Raw genomic sequence first — 15,839 nt, forward strand, 5'->3', positions numbered from 1 at the left:
TTGAATATATTATGCCCTATGCAATCTGAGAAAATGGGAGTCCTTTTGAAATAAATTTCAGTTTAGTAAGTTTATTACTTACAGAGTGGTTTTGATGTCTATTCGATTTTATAAGGTAGGACAATTAACCATTTGACTTTTCGTGCATAGGCTAAGATAAATATAGGATCAACGGCTGCCTTGTCAGCGAATTCGGTTTGAAAAGAATAGTAAAAATAATGAATCCAATTTTCCTTTGTGGAATATTTGTCCACAGCTTTTAGTGGAATTGTTGGAATGAAAGGATGAGTACCATGTGCGGAATCACAGGCTGGGTGGACTTGAAAAGAAATGTGAAAAAAGAAGAGATCGTAAATAAAATGACGGAAACTCTGAGAAAACGCGGACCCGATGATAGCAATGTTTGGTATGATACACATGCATGTTTTGGGCATAAAAGGCTCACAGTCGTAGATCCTGTCGGTGGAAAGCAACCAATGACAAGGGAAAAAAACGGCAACCGTTTTACAATTTGCTACAATGGTGAATTGTATAATACGGAAGATATACGAAAAGAGCTATTATTAAAAGGATATTCGTTCAAAGGTCATTCTGACACTGAAGTTTTACTCACATCTTTCATAGAATGGAAAGAAAAATGTGTAGATCTATTAAACGGAATTTTTGCCTTTGCCGTTTGGGACTCCAAAGAAAATGTTTTGTTTATGGCTAGAGACAGATTAGGGGTAAAACCGCTTTTTTATTCATTCATTAATGATGGTCTCGTATTTGGTTCTGAGCTAAAGGCGATATTAGCTCATCCAGAAGTGAAGCCTGAATTGGACCGAGAAGGACTGGCAGAAATTTTTGGATTAGGTCCTTCAAGATCACCTGGCTCAGGCGTGTTTAGAAATATTCAAGAACTACGGCCGGCACATGCGTTAAAACTGTCTCGTGAAGGATTGAAAATTTGGCGGTATTGGAATGTGAAAAGTGTAACACATACTGATTCACTTGAAGAAACGACAGAAAAAGTAAGGATTCTTGTGAAGGATGCAATAACAAGACAGCTCGTATCAGATGTACCTTTATGTACCTTTTTATCAGGTGGTCTAGATTCAAGTGCCATTACTGCTATTGCGGCAGAGGCGTATAAAGTAGAAGGAAAGCCTGCGCTCCATACTTACTCCATCGATTATGAAGAGAATGATCGTTATTTTAAACAAAATGATTTTCAGCCAGATTTCGATGAGCCTTGGATCAAAATGATTTCAGAAGAATTTGGTACTACACATCATCGTTGTGTCATCTCTCAAGAGAAATTGGCAGATTACCTAACAGAAGCAGTTCATGTGAAAGATTTGCCAGGTATGGCTGATGTAGATTCATCTTTACTTTGGTTTTGCAAAGAAATAAAGAAGGATTTCGTGGTTAGCTTGTCAGGGGAATGTGCAGATGAAATTTTTGGCGGCTATCCATGGTTCCACAGAAGCGATGATTTGAACAGAGAAGGTTTTCCATGGATGCGTTCCACGGAATTAAGGTCGCAGTTATTAAAAGGTGATTGGCGTAAAAAGCTCAACATAGCTGAGTACGTTCAAGCGAAATATAAGGAAACAGTGCTAGAATCTCCTAAGCTTGAAGGAGAAACAACTGAAGAAGCGAAAAGAAGAGAGTTATTTTATTTGAACATGGCTTGGTTCATGACAACTTTACTAGACAGAAAAGATCGCATGAGCATGGGAGCAAGTCTTGAAGTTCGTGTACCATTCGCGGATCATCGATTGGTAGAATATGTATGGAATGTACCTTGGGATATGAAAATGACGGGACACCGTGAGAAAGGGTTATTAAGGAAGGCTCTAGAAGGGGTTTTACCGAATGAAGTGCTTGATCGAAAGAAAAGTCCATATCCGAAAACACATCATCCAGCCTATACAATAAAAGTTACAAATTGGCTGAAAGAACTATTAAAAAACAAAAATTCTGCTCTATATGAATTTTTGGATACTAAAAAGCTAGAAGAATTGATTGAAACACAAGGAACCGCTTTTCAAATTCCCTGGTTTGGTCAACTGATGTCTGGTCCACAGCTTCTCGCCCATCTGGGACAAATTCACGTTTGGTTTGAGGATTATAATATTGGAATTGTTGAATCATAAAAAAGAGGGAAGCACTTGTACAACATGTACAGGTGCTTCATGTATAAAATTATAAAAGTTTGCTAAACTGTTTGTAATCTTTTCATAATATTTCGTTTTTGGTTTGACTGTTGGTGGTACAAAAGGATAATCTTAAAGGCGTAAAAGGAAATGAAGGGGGAGCGGAAGATGAGAAAGAAATTACGAGCGCTCATGTTGATTCCGTTTCTTCTTTTTTACGCTCTACCAGCAGGAGCTGTAGAAAAAGAAGGACGCAAATGGCAGGATGAAAGCATTTATTTTATTATGGTGGATCGTTTTCATAATGGAAGTACCAAGAATGATTTCAAGGTAAATGTAAATGATCCGAAAGCATATAACGGCGGAGATTTTAAAGGGATCATGGATAAGCTTGATTATATTAAGGGTATGGGTTTTACCGCTATTATGCTGACACCGGTCTTTGACAATGAAGAAAGGGGCTATCATGGATATTGGGTGTCTGATTTTTATAATACGGAAGAGCATTTTGGAACGCTTGACGAATTCAAAACTCTAGTAAAAGAGGCACACAAACGTGATATGAAGGTCATACTGGATTTCGTCGTGAATCATGTCGGACCGAATCATCCATGGGTTCATGATCCGGAGAAAAAAGATTGGTTCCATGAGAAGAAGCCCATTGTAAATTGGGACAATCATAAGGAATTAGAAAACAACTGGCTTTTTGGCTTACCAGACTTGAATCAAGATAATCCAGAAACACGTAAGTATTTACTTGATGCTGCAAAATGGTGGATGAAAGAAACAGACGTTGATGGTTATAGACTAGATGCTGTCATGCATGTCCCGAAAGATTTTTGGAGTGATTTTTCAAAGGAAGTAAAGTCAGTCAAGAAAGATTTTTATTTGTTAGGTGACGTAAAAGATCACGATTTAAGAGCCGTTGCTTCCTATCAGGATAGTGGCATTGACGGATTTTTGGATTACTCTCAAAACAAGCTTCTTCGCACAGCATTCGCTAGGCCAGATCAAAGTTTTGGGGAACTATTCGCTTCCATCGATAAAAATAAAACGAATGATAACCGACCGGAATTGCTAGGGACATTTTTGGATCACCATGATATGCCTAGATTTACCCAAGATATTATTCAGTACAAGCAAAACCCAGGAACACGCTGGAAAATGGCATTGACTTATTTATACACGGTACCAGGAATACCAATCGTTTATTATGGTTCTGAAATTGCATTAGCTGGCGGTGAAGAACCAGATAATCGAAGACTGATGGGATTTAAAGCGGATAAAGAAATTATTGATTATGTAACCAAGCTTGGCGAGCTTCGTCAAGAACTTCCTGCTTTAACCCGTGGTGATTTTGAATTGCTACATAAAGATGGTGGACTGGCTGTTTTTAAAAGGACTTATAAAGAGGAAACAATCATTGTAGCCATTAATAATACATCAAAATCCCAAAATATAACCATTGATAGTGAAAAAATAGAGCCGGGAAAAGAATTGCGAGGGCTCCTTGAAGGAGACTTGGTCCGTGAGCAGGATGGAAAATACACCCTCATCATAGATCGTGAAAAGGCCGAGATATATGCATTAGCCGAAAAAACGGGAATTAATACCTCCTATTTGTTGGCTATGGGATCAGTATATGCCGCTTTCATCGCTTTCATTGTAGTTGTGTGGAAACGATCCAAAAGAAAGTCCGAGTAATTTTCTAAAAGACCTCTTAATTCCTATCAATATCGTAATGTATGGTTACATTGAGTTCGCTTTAAAATAGGGAGGCTTTGCATATGAAGAAAATATGGTGGAAGGAAGCCGTTTGCTATCAAATCTATCCACGTAGCTTTATGGACAGTAATGGAGATGGAATCGGCGATTTAAAAGGAATCATTTCTAAACTTGACTATCTGAAGGAATTAGGAATAGATGTCATTTGGATCTGCCCGTTTTTTAAGTCCCCGAATGCTGATAATGGCTATGATATTAGTGATTATCAAGATATTATGGATGAGTTTGGGACAATGGAGGACTTTGATCTTCTTCTTGAAGAAATTCATAAACGTGGAATGAAGGTTATTCTTGATTTAGTGATTAATCATACGAGTGATGAGCATCCTTGGTTTATTGAATCACGTTCTTCCAAAGACAATCCAAAAAGAGATTGGTACATTTGGAGGGATGGAAAAGACGGAAAAGAACCTAATAATTGGGAAAGTATTTTCTCGGGCAGTGCTTGGGAATATGATGAAAAAACAGACCAATATTACATGCATTTGTTTGCGGTAAAGCAGCCAGATTTAAATTGGGAAAACGGAAATGTACGCAAAGCGTTATATGATATGGTGAATTGGTGGCTTAATAAAGGAATTGACGGCTTTCGGGTGGATGCAATCAGCCACATTAAAAAGCGCGAAGGTCTTCCAGATATGCCGAATCCTAAAAAGCTTGACTACGTACCTGCTTTTGACATGCACACAAATCAAGAGGGAATTCATGAATACTTAAAGGAACTAAAAGAAGAAACCTTTGATAAATATGACATTATGACGGTCGGTGAGGCTAACGGTGTTAAGGTCGATCAAGCGGATGAATGGGTGGGAGAAGAGAACGGAAAATTCAATATGATCTTCCAATTCGAGCACCTTGGCTTATGGCAAAAAGGTGCCAATAATGGAGTAGATGTCTTGGCCTTGAAGGAAACATTAACAAGTTGGCAAAAGGGCTTACATGAAAAGGGCTGGAACGCCTTATTCTTTGAGAACCACGATCAGCCAAGAAGTGTTTCGACATGGGGAAATGATGATTTGTATTGGAAGGAAAGCGCTAAAATGCTTGGAGCATGTTATTTCCTTATGCAAGGTACACCATTTATTTATCAGGGACAGGAAATTGGTATGACGAATGTCCAGTTTCCATCCATTGATGATTATGATGATGTTAGTATGAAAAATTATTATCGAATAGAAACAGCAAAAGGCAGATCTCATGAAGAAATTATGGAGATTATCTGGAAGAGCGGCCGTGACAATTCGCGCACTCCCATGCAATGGAATGCTGAAAAGAACGCTGGATTTACAACTGGAACTCCATGGATGAAAATTAATCCGAATTACAAAGAGATCAATGTTGAAAAACAACTGAACGATCCGGATTCTATTTACTCTTTTTATAAAAAAATGATTGAATTAAGAAAACAACATGAAGTATTTGTATACGGGGATTATGAGCTGCTGTTAGAGGATCATTCGACGGTTTACGCCTATACGAGAAGCTTGAAAGGCAAAATAGCCCTTATCATCTGTAATTTTACGATCGATGCTTCTACGATCAGCTTGCCGGAATTTAAAAGTAAAAAAGGTAAGCTTCTATTAAAGAATTACAATGATGCTACAGAAGCTTTAACGGATCCACTCAAGCTTAATCCTTATGAAACAAGAGTATATTTATTCCAATAAAGTGAATTTCCATAAGTGGTGGATTACTGCCCATTAATGCAGGATAAAGAGAAAAAGCTGTCCTATAACCTCTAAGATCTAAATAGTAAAGTAAAAAACGCTTGGCTTATCCAAGCGTTTCAGACTGTTGACAAACGCTCGCATTCTTCGTCACGAACCCTCCTCCGGTGCTCATTACCATTTAGGGTAACTCCGCTCCTCGCACGGGTTCGTTCCTCGACTGACAAGCGTTTTCAATCAGTCTGAATGTGCGAGAAATATACTTTGTCTCCAACCTAAAACGCTTGGCTTATCCAAGCGTTTTTATTAACGGAAATTAATAAATTGAACATCGATTGGTAGATCGGCCTCGCGAATTGCTGCAATGATTTTTTGAAGATCATCTTTACTTTTTCCGGTCACACGAATTTGATCATCTTGTATTTGGGCTTTTACTTTTAAACCGCTGTTTTTAATGATGGTGTTAATTTTTTTAGCGTTTTCCTTATCGATACCTTGTATCATTTTCCCGCGCTGACGGACTGTTCCGCCAGAAGCCCCTTCAATTTTTCCGTATTGGATATTTTTTGTCGATACGCCTCTTTTTATTAGTTTAGAAACCAATACATCTTTAAGCTGATCGAGCTTAAACTCATCATCGGAAATGAGAACAAGTTCGTCTTTATCAAGAGAAATATCACTTTTGCTCCCTTTGAAATCGAAACGGTTTTTGATCTCCTTCATAGCGATGTTAATTGCATTCGTGACCTCGGACAAGTCAACCTTTGAAACGATATCAAATGAGCTTTCTTTTGACATATTGTCCCCTCCTAAAAAATATTTCGTCTAATTATAGTCCAATCGCCGATGCTAATACAACATAAATCCCGGAATCTCTACGTATGAGAGAGCCCGGGATTCTGGGTTTAAAGATGATCGGTTTTCTTTGAGTATTGATACTTGCCGGCTTTCCGGTTTTTTTCGCGCATCATGTTTTTTTCATGATGTAGAGCTTGGTTATCTTGTCCTTTTTTATCATTATCCGATGTCTTTGGCATTACCTGCAGCACTCCTTTCCTTTTAACCATTATTTTGCTTAAAAGGCTGGGGAGTATGTAAAGTTCGGATTAGAAAAGTTTACTCAGGAAGTTTATTTAGGAAAAACAACGCGATTGTTCCTGGACCTGCATGGGCACCAATTGCTGAACCAATCATTTGAATTTCAATATGTTCTGTTCCGAACTCAGCTTGAATGGCTTCCTTCCATTCAAGAGCTGTTTCTTCATCATCTCCGTGGCTGATGGCGATCGTTTGATCTTTCAAACCAGTACCACGTTCATGCATGAGCTCGATGACACGTTTTAACAGCTTTTTTTTGCCTCTGATTTTGTCTAGTGGAATTAGCTTTCCTTCTTCAACATGCAAGAGTGGTTTAATATTCAATAGTCCACCCACAAATGCGGATGCTTTGGAAATCCGGCCCCCTCGAGATAAGTATTCAAGATTATCTACGGTAAATAAATGTTCCATGTGTTGACAACGAAACTTAACATCCTTTAAAATTTCTTCTTTAGATGCTCCTTCTGAAGCAAGCTTTATCGCATTCATGACCACAAGGCCATAACCCATAGATGCGCATTTTGAATCCACGATTTCAAGGTCTAAATCGGGATGGCTTTCTTTTACTTGATTGCGAATCATCACCGCGGTTTGATAGGTTCCTGACAATTCAGAGGAGAACGCGATATAGATGCCCTGCTTTTTTTCAACTGCTAAATTTGTAAAAAGCTTTTCCATATATTCAGGCGAAGCTTGGGATGTTTTCGGTGCTGCTCCATTCCTCATTTCCTCATACACAGTCTTAGACTGGATGGTCTTTCCATCTTCATATTCTTTTCCATTTAAATGAACCTTAAGAGGGATAAAAGATACGGAATGGTTATCAAAATAAGAAATAGGTAAGTCACATGCACTATCTGCCAAAATATGTACACTCATACATTCACCTTCTTAATCAATTAGAATGATTTCTTTTTTAGTTTAGCATTGTCACAGTCGCTAGAAAAGTTTAGAGAACTTTTTTGTAAATACTAAAAATGAAGAGGTGCCATTAAATTTGTTCTTTTTGATACATATTAAGAAAATAATAGAAACAGGAGGTCATACATTGTATTGGAACGAATTGAAAAAAATCATCATCGTCGTGATTGGTGCACTATTGAACGCCATAGCAATGAACTTATTCTTAATTCCTGCTAATGTATATGCCAGTGGCTTTGCAGGTCTTGCTCAGCTATTATCCAGTTTATTTTCGTTGTTTACACCATTCACGATCTCTACCGGAATTCTGTTATTTATTTTGAACGTACCAGCGACAATACTTGCCTGGAAAAAGGTAGGGAAGTCGTTTACTCTTTATAGCTTTCTAAGTGTATTCCTTATGTCTTTCTTTATGGAAGTCATCCCAGTACTAAAGGTATCACCTGATATTTTACTGAATGCAGTTTTTGGAGGAGTGATTGGAGCGATTGGCGTAGGAATTACATTGAGATACGGAGCTTCTACAGGCGGTATGGATATTATTGCCATGGTTCTTTCAAGAATGAAGGACAGACCTGTAGGAATTTATTTGTTTATTTTAAATGCTGCCATTGTGATTACAGCAGGCTATGTTTACGGATGGGAGAAAGCACTTTATACTTTAGTTGCATTGTATGCTGCGACTAAGGTTGTCGATGCCATCCATACGAAACATAATAAATTGACGGCTTTAATCATTACAAAAAAATCCGACGAAATGAAAGCTGCGATTCATTCGAAGCTAGTAAGAGGTATAACGATTCTGCCTGCTAAAGGAGCATTCACTAACGAAAATAAAGAAATGCTGATGATTGTCATTACTCGCTACGAGCTTTATGATTTAGAACGGATCATTAAGGAAGTAGACCCAAGAGCATTTACGAATATTGTTGAAACAGCAGGGGTATTTGGATTGTTTCGGAAAGAGTAAAAGGGGATGCTTCAAAAGGTCGAAAAAACGACCTTTTGAGGCATCATTTTATTTTGCAAAAAAAAAGACCGACACCAAAAGGTCACTCTATGTGACCTTTTGGGTAGGTCCTTTTTTACTGAAGTTGATCTAGTTCTGCCTGCATTTCGCTTAATTGCGCTTGTTCTGCTCTAGTGCTGTTTGCATAAGCGGAAGACAAGGCGTTTTTTGCTTTGGCGATGGCTTGCTCATCGCCTTCTGATTGAACGGCTAATGAAACAAATTTTCTTGCTTGCTGGAAGAGTTGATTTCCCATTTAAAACCCTCCGAGCGTCATATCCGTCCCGTGACTTTTCAGCTTTTTCGCTTCTGCCTCAGCGTACGTCATATGATACGGAATTTTTTCATCATGCTTTGAGACAACATCCTTGCCCTGCTTTACAAAACGTTTTGATTTATTGCTTTTTCCCATCGTTATGCCCCCCGTTGTCTAAGCAATTAACACAGAAGCCACTGTGTCATACATAGTATGTCTATTATGAAAAGGAACAAGAAGGGTAATTTATGGGTTTGATTGCGATGCCAATTCACATTATAATTAGTTCTTTAAAATCATTCAGTTTCATTTTAATTTAAATCTTTCTTCAAGAAAAATGGCAATACCGTCTTCCTCATTTGAAAGAGTTGTTTCGTTCGCGATGCTCTTCAACGTGGAGATGGCATTTCCCATTGCTACACCACAACCTGCATACTCAAGCATTTCTAAATCATTGTCTTCATCACCGAAAGCTATAATTCGTCTTTTTGGTATTCCGTAATAGTCTGCAACCTTCTTTATACCGACAGCTTTGTTTAAACCACTCTTAACAATTTCAATTACATGAAACGGGTCAGCCCATCTCCTATGATCAATAACCTCAGCATGAACAGCAGATAAGTGATTTCGGATATTTGCAACGTGTTGTTCATCCGTATGAATAAGCATGCTTGTCGGTGAAGTTTCAAGGAAATTCCGTAAGTCACCTATAGTGACTTTTGGATTTCCCATCTTAAAAATATCAATTAGCTTTTCATCATGATAATGAAAATATACATCATCTTGAACTTCCGCAATAATATTATGGTAGTGGAAATTTTCGCAAGCATCGACGATTTCTTTAGCCACTTTAATATCAAGAGGAGTATGATACTCCCCCCAGCTATTATTTAAGGGATGATGCACGAAGGCTCCATTGAAATTGACAATCGGGGAATTTAGATTAAGTTCTCGGTAATATATTTCACTAGCACGGAAAGGCCTTCCAGTTGCAATCATAATATGATGCCCATCATTTTTTAATTGAGCTAGAACATTTTTCGTCTTTCGTGATATCGTTTTATCATTCTTCAGTAACGTACCATCTAAATCCAAAACAATTAAATGCGTATTTGCCATAGGTCATTCCTTTCTAAATGAAGTGAATCTTCATTTAATACAATAACTGTAAAACTCATTTTAAGGGAAAGTTAAAATTTTTTCCAATTGTTTATTTTTAGAGTATAGTAAATATAGGTGCATTGTGATAAAAATGGGGGAGTATGAGATGGTTTTGGTCAAAAAAGAAATGATAAAAGAAATTCCTGCTTTGCATTTAGCTAAACAAGACATTTGGGATGAAAAATTACCGCTTATCATCTTTGTCCATGGATTTACAAGTGTCAAGGAGAGAAATCTTCATGTAGCTTATATGCTGGCTGAAAAAGGCTATCGAGTCATTTTGCCGGAAGCTTTGCTGCATGGGGAAAGAAGCGAAAATTTGAATGAACTTGAATTAACCTTACGTTTTTGGAGTATAGTTAAAAATACGATTCATGAAATCGAAACAATTAAAGATGAGATGGTGAAGCAAGGACTTGTAGATTCGGAACGAATGGGTCTCGCGGGTACTTCGATGGGAGGAATTATAACCCTTGGTGCTTTTGCGAAATATCCTTGGATTAAAACGGCAGTATCACTGATGGGAGATCCAGCGTATGTAGACTTTGCCAAGCTGCAAATCAACAAATTACAAAAAGTCGTAAAAGAATTGCCTTTTACTGAAGAAGAACTTCAAAATGAATTCGAAGGCCTGAAGGCGTATGATCCAACACAGAAGCTTTCTGATTGGAATGTTCGCCCGCTAATGTTTTGGCATGGACAACAAGACCCAACAGTTCCGTACAATAATGCGTATTCTTTTTATGAAAAACTTAAACCGCTTTATAAAATGGCTAATGTAGAATTGTCTTTTCATTTAGAGGAAAAAGCGGTTCATGTCGTAACACTCTATGCTGTTAATGAGACGGTCAAGTGGTTTGAAAAGCATCTATAGAGCGTATATATCAATTGTTTTGTTATGATAGCTAGAAAAGGAGTGATAGGAATGGACCAAGATTTGAGAGACAATATAATGGGAGCTTTAGAACAGGTTGTTGATCCGGAAATCGGTATAGATATTGTGAACCTAGGTCTTGTATACGATGTTGATATAAATGATGAAGGCATTGTTACTGTAACGATGACCTTAACTTCTATGGGCTGCCCATTGGCAGGAACGATTATCGATCAAGTAAAAACAGCCTTAAGTGATTTACCTGAGGTAAAAGATACAGAAGTAAATATCGTGTGGAATCCGCCATGGACAAAAGACAAAATGTCCCGATATGCTAAGATTGCGCTGGGAATTCAGTAATTGCCGGCAAAATAAGTGGAATGCCTCATTTTCTTGACCTAGCTGAAAAATATGAAATCATTACGATTAGCTGATCGAATAACAAGAACTGATTTCTTTAAAGAATCGGTTCTTTTTTTATAAATGGAGGTTGTTTTTTATCATAAACATTTGCAGATCAAAGAGTTGTTCGAAAGATAGTCTGTTTTGGAAGTTAAATACTGTAAAAAAATGAATTCGTTGTTATAATGATTGTAATACATTTCAACGAGGGAGGAAGACAAATGGGACAAGTCAAAACGAAGGATGCGTTGAACAGGCCGTTGCGTGATTTAAGGATTTCTGTCATTGATCGCTGTAATTTTCGCTGTCAATATTGCATGCCAGCTGAAATTTTTCATGATCATTTTCAATTTCTCCCTCGAAATGAACTTTTGACATATGAAGAAATAGAAAAGGTAGCTACCATTTTTGCGGAGCTTGGTGTCGAGAAAATCCGTTTAACAGGAGGAGAGCCGCTCTTAAGAAAGGATTTGCCTAGATTAGTGGAAAAACTCGTGAAAGTTTCCGGTATTAAGGATGTGGCACTGACAACTAACGGGGTATATTTGCCTAAATATGCAAAAGAGTTAAAGACTGCCGGCTTAAAAAGAGTGAACATCAGTCTAGATAGCTTGGATGACGAACTGTTTAAAAAAATAAATGGACGAGGAGTAGGTACTGCTAGTGTTCTTCGAGGAATTGAAGCGGCAAAGGAAGCAGGTCTTGGAATCAAAATAAACATGGTCGTCAAAAAAGGGCTAAACGAAGATCAAATTCTGCCTATGGCTGTTTATTGTAAAGAGCGTGATCTTCATTTGAGATTCATTGAATTTATGGATGTTGGTACAACAAATGGCTGGAAAATGGATCACGTTATTTCCATGAAAGAAATTTTACGTATTTTACAAGAGAAATTTGAACTCGAGCCTGTCGATCCCTCATATTTTGGAGAAGTGGCCAAAAGGTATATATATAGGGATTCAAAAACTGAAGTAGGATTTATCACTTCCGTTTCCCAATCATTTTGTTCAAGCTGTACAAGAGCCAGGATATCGGCGGATGGAAAAATATATACATGCTTATTTACAGGAAAAGGGCATGATATTAAATCCATTGTTCGAAGCGATGCTTCTGAGGAAGAATTGAAAGCGGCCATTGCGAAAATCTGGCATGATAGAAGCGACCGTTACTCTGATGAAAGAATGATGGGCTCCTCAAACAGTCGTGAAAAAATTGAGATGTCCTATATTGGAGGATAAGGTCTTATTCTTTTGAGTGGAAAATCAGACTGACTGAGAAGTGCTTTGAATTCTGAAAAGTGCGATTTTAAAAATAGATGGGCTACGGGATTACAATCATCAAAAAGAAAAGCTGCTATGGCATTGTAAGTAGTTCAGTTTTAAGATAGAAAAAATAGATTTATACCATTATTTATAGTCTAATTCACATATGAATTGGACTTTTTATTTTTAAAAAATCCATATAAAATATCATGAAAAAAAGCATATCTAATAGTTGATGGTCAATATGTACGGGTCTCTGTCCATTTAAATGTTAATTTCAATGTTCATCTCGATACCAGATAGGAGAAAAAAGTCTGATTTAAATGAAATTCTTTATATAAGTCCCTCCAAATTTGTACCCTCATAGGAAATATCCTGCTGGTCCTGTCCGAATAGTCCTGTCATTCGGACAACCAGAGGAAATTTTTTGCTGGTTCTGTCCGAATAGTCCTGTCATTCGGACAGCCAGAGGCAATTTTCTGCTTGTCCTGTCCGAATAGTCCTGTCATTCGGACAACCAGAGGCAATTTTTTGCTGGTCCTGTCCGAATAGTCCTGTCATTCGGACAGCCAGAGGCAATTTTTTTGCTGGTCCTGTCCGAATAGTCCTGTCATTCGGACAACCAGAAGCGATTTTCTGCTGGTTCTGTCCGAATAGTCCTTTCATTCAGACAACCAGAGGCAATTTTTTGCTGGTCCTGTCCGAATAGTCCTGTCATTCGGACAGCCAGAGGGTACTTTCTGCTGGTTCTGTCCGAATAGTCCTTTCATTCAGACAACCAGAGGCAATTTTTTGCTGGTCCTGTCCGAATAGTCCTGTCATTCGGACAACCAGAGGCAATTTTTTGCTGGTCCTGTCCGAATAGTCCTGTCATTCAGGCAACCAGAGGCAATTTTTTGCTGGTCCTGTCCGAATAGTCCTGTCATTCGGACAGCCAGAGGCAATTTTTTGCTTGTCCTGTCCGAATAGTCCTGTCATTCGGACAGCCAGAGGGTACTTTCTGCTGGTCCTGTCCGAATAGTCCTGTCATTCGGACAACCAGAGGCAATTTTTTGCTTGTCCTGTCCGAATAGTCCTGTCATTCGGACAGCCAGAGGGTACTTTCTGCTGGTTCTGTCCGAATAGTCCTGTCATTCGGATAACCAGAGGCAATTTTTTGCTGGTCCTGTCCGAATAGTTCTGTCATTCGGACAGCCAGAGGCAATTTTTTGCTGGTCCTGTCCGAATAACCGTAAAATTCTACTTCAAAACTAAACTACTTATATGGCATTGGCGGCTTTTTTGTTCACATTTTTTCGTGTTCTTAAAATGTTTAAAAAAAGTTAATAAAATCGTCAAATGTGTAACTTATGTCACTGATTTGTCACATTCATGCTGTTACTATTTAGGTACGGGGTACTATAGTTTGTGCATATAGAGAAATGAGGTGAGAATCGGTGGATCTGCTTCAAATGATGATTTGGGTCATTTATCCTTACGTAGTCGTTGCTATTTTGGGGATGGGGATTGTATGGCAATATGACGAAAAGCATGTTGAGGGAAATGCTTGCAGTAAGAAAAATCTTAAATTGAAGCTCCAAAAATGGATCATAAAAGGATTATTTTTGATGAGTTTTCTTACAGGAGCTGGCATTATTCATTTTTATAGCATGGTGAGTGAGCCGAAAAAACTCTTTTTATGGGTAATGAGCCTAATTCAATTAAATCCTGATATGGATATAATCAAAAGCATTTCCATCCTTTCTCAAGCTCATGTTGTTCTGTTAATGACCTTATTATTAGTATTATCTTTTAGCCATTATTTAAGATTCTTTCTAAAACCACATCGCTGGTTAAAATATAAACGTAAAACCTATAAAAATAATCTGAATAGGATAGAAGAAATATAACGACTTTTTTAGATGAAAAGTCTTTTTTTTTTTGAAGAATTTTGTGATTTATTTCACAACACCATCACACCTATTCGAATAAAATTGAAGTATCAATGGTTATATGGTGATGACTATGAAAATTTTTTTACCGAAACAGCATGGAGCATGGGCGATGCTTCTCATACCGTTTTGGCTAGGAGCCGCTGCATCCCATTTTTCTTTTATACACATCCTGTCCTTTATTGGTTGGCTGTTTTCCGATGCCATTTATAAAAGTCGGCATTTATGAGATCATCAATTCAGTGATATTTTTTATCATCATGCTACCAGCCAATCTATAATTTTGGGACATAGAAAGTCGATCAGGGTTAGCGAAAAGCTAAAGAAAGTGAAACTTCCAACAGTGGTGGTATTACTGCCCGTTACATGCGGAAAAAACTAGTAAAAAAGGTGACATGTCTGGAATGGCTCATCCAATTGGAGGGGCCAATCCTAGACGCGTCACCTTTATTCTATATTACAAATATCAACGGGACAGTTTTCGCAATCTATTTCCATTTTTAAATAATCGATATCGTGAATGGTAATGATTCCTTTATCAATCGATACTACTTCTAATTTTCTAAGATCGCTTAGCATTCTGTTCACAACCTCACGGGAGGTTCCACAAAAGTTGGCCAGCTCCTGGTTCGTTAAGGGCAAGCTGATCGTAATGCCTGACTCAGTTTCTACTCCATAACTATTGGAAAGACGAATCAAGGTTGAATAGAGTGCTCCTTTTTTTCCGTGCAAAACAAGGTCTCTAAACTTCGTTTGTGTTTTTCTGTGTTGACCAGACATCCACTTCATAAACTCCATTGCCGCAGAGCTGTTCACAGCCAATTTATCCTCAAGTTCATCCTTTAGAATCACTGCCACCTCTCCATCTTCCATAACCTTTGCATTCACCATGTATTTTGGAGATTCAGTAAATAAAATCATTTCACCAACGATGTCGTCCTTTGAACAAATTCTTAAAGTCAACTCTCGTCCGTCAGGAATGATTTTACTGATTTGGATCTTACCACTTAATAGGACGAATAATTCTTTCGCTATAGATCCTTCTTGAAACAAATATGTACCTTTTTCAATTTTTTTAACATGATGGACAGAGGTGAGAATTTCCTTTAATTGGGTTGAAAATGATTGAATGGATTGAAGCATAACATTACCACCTTTAAGAGGTGCGATTTGTAATCGCTACTATTGATTTAAAAGGAAAATAGCTTAAGAGTCAACATACAATCATTTTATTACCTATCATTATAGTGTAAATGTAAATATATAACAATATAGAAAATGATGAAAGAATTTATAAAAATACAATTGATTTTATTTTTATTCAATCATATA

At 37.7% G+C, this 15,839-nt stretch carries 15 protein-coding genes and 1 pseudogene; 9 read left to right on the forward strand and 7 right to left on the reverse strand.

Features of this window, described 5'->3' with window-relative positions; genetic code table 11:
• Positions 1 to 293: 293 nt before the first annotated feature.
• The 3 genes from asnB to GD441_RS06305 all read left to right on the forward strand — a co-directional run bounded on the left by asnB (position 294) and on the right by GD441_RS06305 (position 5,593).
• Positions 294 to 2,141, forward strand: a complete 1,848-nt coding sequence (gene asnB / locus GD441_RS06295) for an asparagine synthase (glutamine-hydrolyzing) (RefSeq protein ID WP_153124852.1) — start codon at positions 294 to 296, stop codon at positions 2,139 to 2,141.
• A gap of 168 nt (positions 2,142 to 2,309) precedes the next feature.
• Positions 2,310 to 3,845: an alpha-amylase family glycosyl hydrolase gene (locus GD441_RS06300; RefSeq protein WP_153124854.1), complete on the forward strand. Its 1,536-nt coding sequence runs from the start codon at positions 2,310 to 2,312 to the stop codon at positions 3,843 to 3,845.
• Positions 3,846 to 3,928: 83 nt separating this feature from the next.
• Positions 3,929 to 5,593: a glycoside hydrolase family 13 protein gene (locus GD441_RS06305; protein WP_153124857.1), complete on the forward strand. Its 1,665-nt coding sequence runs from the start codon at positions 3,929 to 3,931 to the stop codon at positions 5,591 to 5,593.
• 306 nt (positions 5,594 to 5,899) lie between these two features.
• Here the strand turns inward: GD441_RS06305 and GD441_RS06310 are convergent, their stop codons facing one another.
• The 3 genes from GD441_RS06310 to GD441_RS06320 all read right to left on the reverse strand — a co-directional run bounded on the left by GD441_RS06310 (position 5,900) and on the right by GD441_RS06320 (position 7,570).
• Complete coding sequence (locus GD441_RS06310; RefSeq protein ID WP_153124859.1) at positions 5,900 to 6,391, reverse strand: YajQ family cyclic di-GMP-binding protein; 492 nt, start codon at positions 6,389 to 6,391, stop codon at positions 5,900 to 5,902.
• A 107-nt stretch (positions 6,392 to 6,498) separates the two neighbouring features.
• A complete protein-coding gene (locus tag GD441_RS06315; protein WP_153124861.1) occupies positions 6,499 to 6,630 on the reverse strand; it encodes a DUF3941 domain-containing protein in 132 nt (43 codons plus the stop codon).
• Positions 6,631 to 6,709: 79 nt separating this feature from the next.
• Complete coding sequence (locus tag GD441_RS06320; RefSeq protein WP_153124863.1) at positions 6,710 to 7,570, reverse strand: DegV family protein; 861 nt, start codon at positions 7,568 to 7,570, stop codon at positions 6,710 to 6,712.
• 169 nt (positions 7,571 to 7,739) lie between these two features.
• On the opposite strand from GD441_RS06320, the gene GD441_RS06325 reads away from it, so the two are divergent.
• Complete coding sequence (locus GD441_RS06325; protein ID WP_153124865.1) at positions 7,740 to 8,582, forward strand: YitT family protein; 843 nt, start codon at positions 7,740 to 7,742, stop codon at positions 8,580 to 8,582.
• A gap of 115 nt (positions 8,583 to 8,697) precedes the next feature.
• On the opposite strand, the gene GD441_RS06330 is transcribed toward GD441_RS06325, so the two are convergent.
• The 3 genes from GD441_RS06330 to GD441_RS06335 all read right to left on the reverse strand — a co-directional run bounded on the left by GD441_RS06330 (position 8,698) and on the right by GD441_RS06335 (position 9,996).
• Positions 8,698 to 8,877: a DUF3813 domain-containing protein gene (locus GD441_RS06330; protein ID WP_153124867.1), complete on the reverse strand. Its 180-nt coding sequence runs from the start codon at positions 8,875 to 8,877 to the stop codon at positions 8,698 to 8,700.
• Entirely contained in the window at positions 8,878 to 9,033 is a 156-nt protein-coding gene (locus GD441_RS16980; protein ID WP_191992114.1) for a hypothetical protein, read from the reverse strand.
• Positions 9,034 to 9,183: 150 nt separating this feature from the next.
• Entirely contained in the window at positions 9,184 to 9,996 is an 813-nt protein-coding gene (locus GD441_RS06335; protein WP_153124869.1) for a Cof-type HAD-IIB family hydrolase, read from the reverse strand.
• A gap of 148 nt (positions 9,997 to 10,144) precedes the next feature.
• Between GD441_RS06335 and GD441_RS06340 the strand changes: the two genes are divergently transcribed.
• The 5 genes and pseudogenes from GD441_RS06340 to GD441_RS06360 all read left to right on the forward strand — a co-directional run.
• On the forward strand, positions 10,145 to 10,912 hold the full coding sequence (locus GD441_RS06340) for a prolyl oligopeptidase family serine peptidase (protein ID WP_153124872.1): 768 nt from the start codon (positions 10,145 to 10,147) through the stop codon (positions 10,910 to 10,912).
• Positions 10,913 to 10,963: 51 nt separating this feature from the next.
• A complete protein-coding gene (locus GD441_RS06345) occupies positions 10,964 to 11,272 on the forward strand; it encodes a metal-sulfur cluster assembly factor (protein WP_153124874.1) in 309 nt (102 codons plus the stop codon).
• 263 nt (positions 11,273 to 11,535) lie between these two features.
• Complete coding sequence (gene moaA / locus GD441_RS06350; RefSeq protein WP_153124876.1) at positions 11,536 to 12,552, forward strand: GTP 3',8-cyclase MoaA; 1,017 nt, start codon at positions 11,536 to 11,538, stop codon at positions 12,550 to 12,552.
• Positions 12,553 to 14,012: 1,460 nt separating this feature from the next.
• On the forward strand, positions 14,013 to 14,465 hold the full coding sequence (locus GD441_RS06355) for a respiratory nitrate reductase subunit gamma (protein WP_153124878.1): 453 nt from the start codon (positions 14,013 to 14,015) through the stop codon (positions 14,463 to 14,465).
• Positions 14,466 to 14,580: 115 nt separating this feature from the next.
• Positions 14,581 to 14,700, forward strand: a pseudogene (locus GD441_RS06360) (YwiC-like family protein); the annotation flags it as partial.
• Positions 14,701 to 14,954: 254 nt separating this feature from the next.
• On the opposite strand, the gene GD441_RS06365 reads toward GD441_RS06360, so the two are convergent.
• Complete coding sequence (locus GD441_RS06365) at positions 14,955 to 15,650, reverse strand: Crp/Fnr family transcriptional regulator (protein ID WP_153124883.1); 696 nt, start codon at positions 15,648 to 15,650, stop codon at positions 14,955 to 14,957.
• Positions 15,651 to 15,839: the final 189 nt, after the last annotated feature.

This window comes from Peribacillus tepidiphilus, from assembly GCF_009466385.1.
In the GTDB taxonomy this organism is placed as follows: domain Bacteria; phylum Bacillota; class Bacilli; order Bacillales; family DSM-1321; genus Bacillus_BN; species Bacillus_BN tepidiphilus.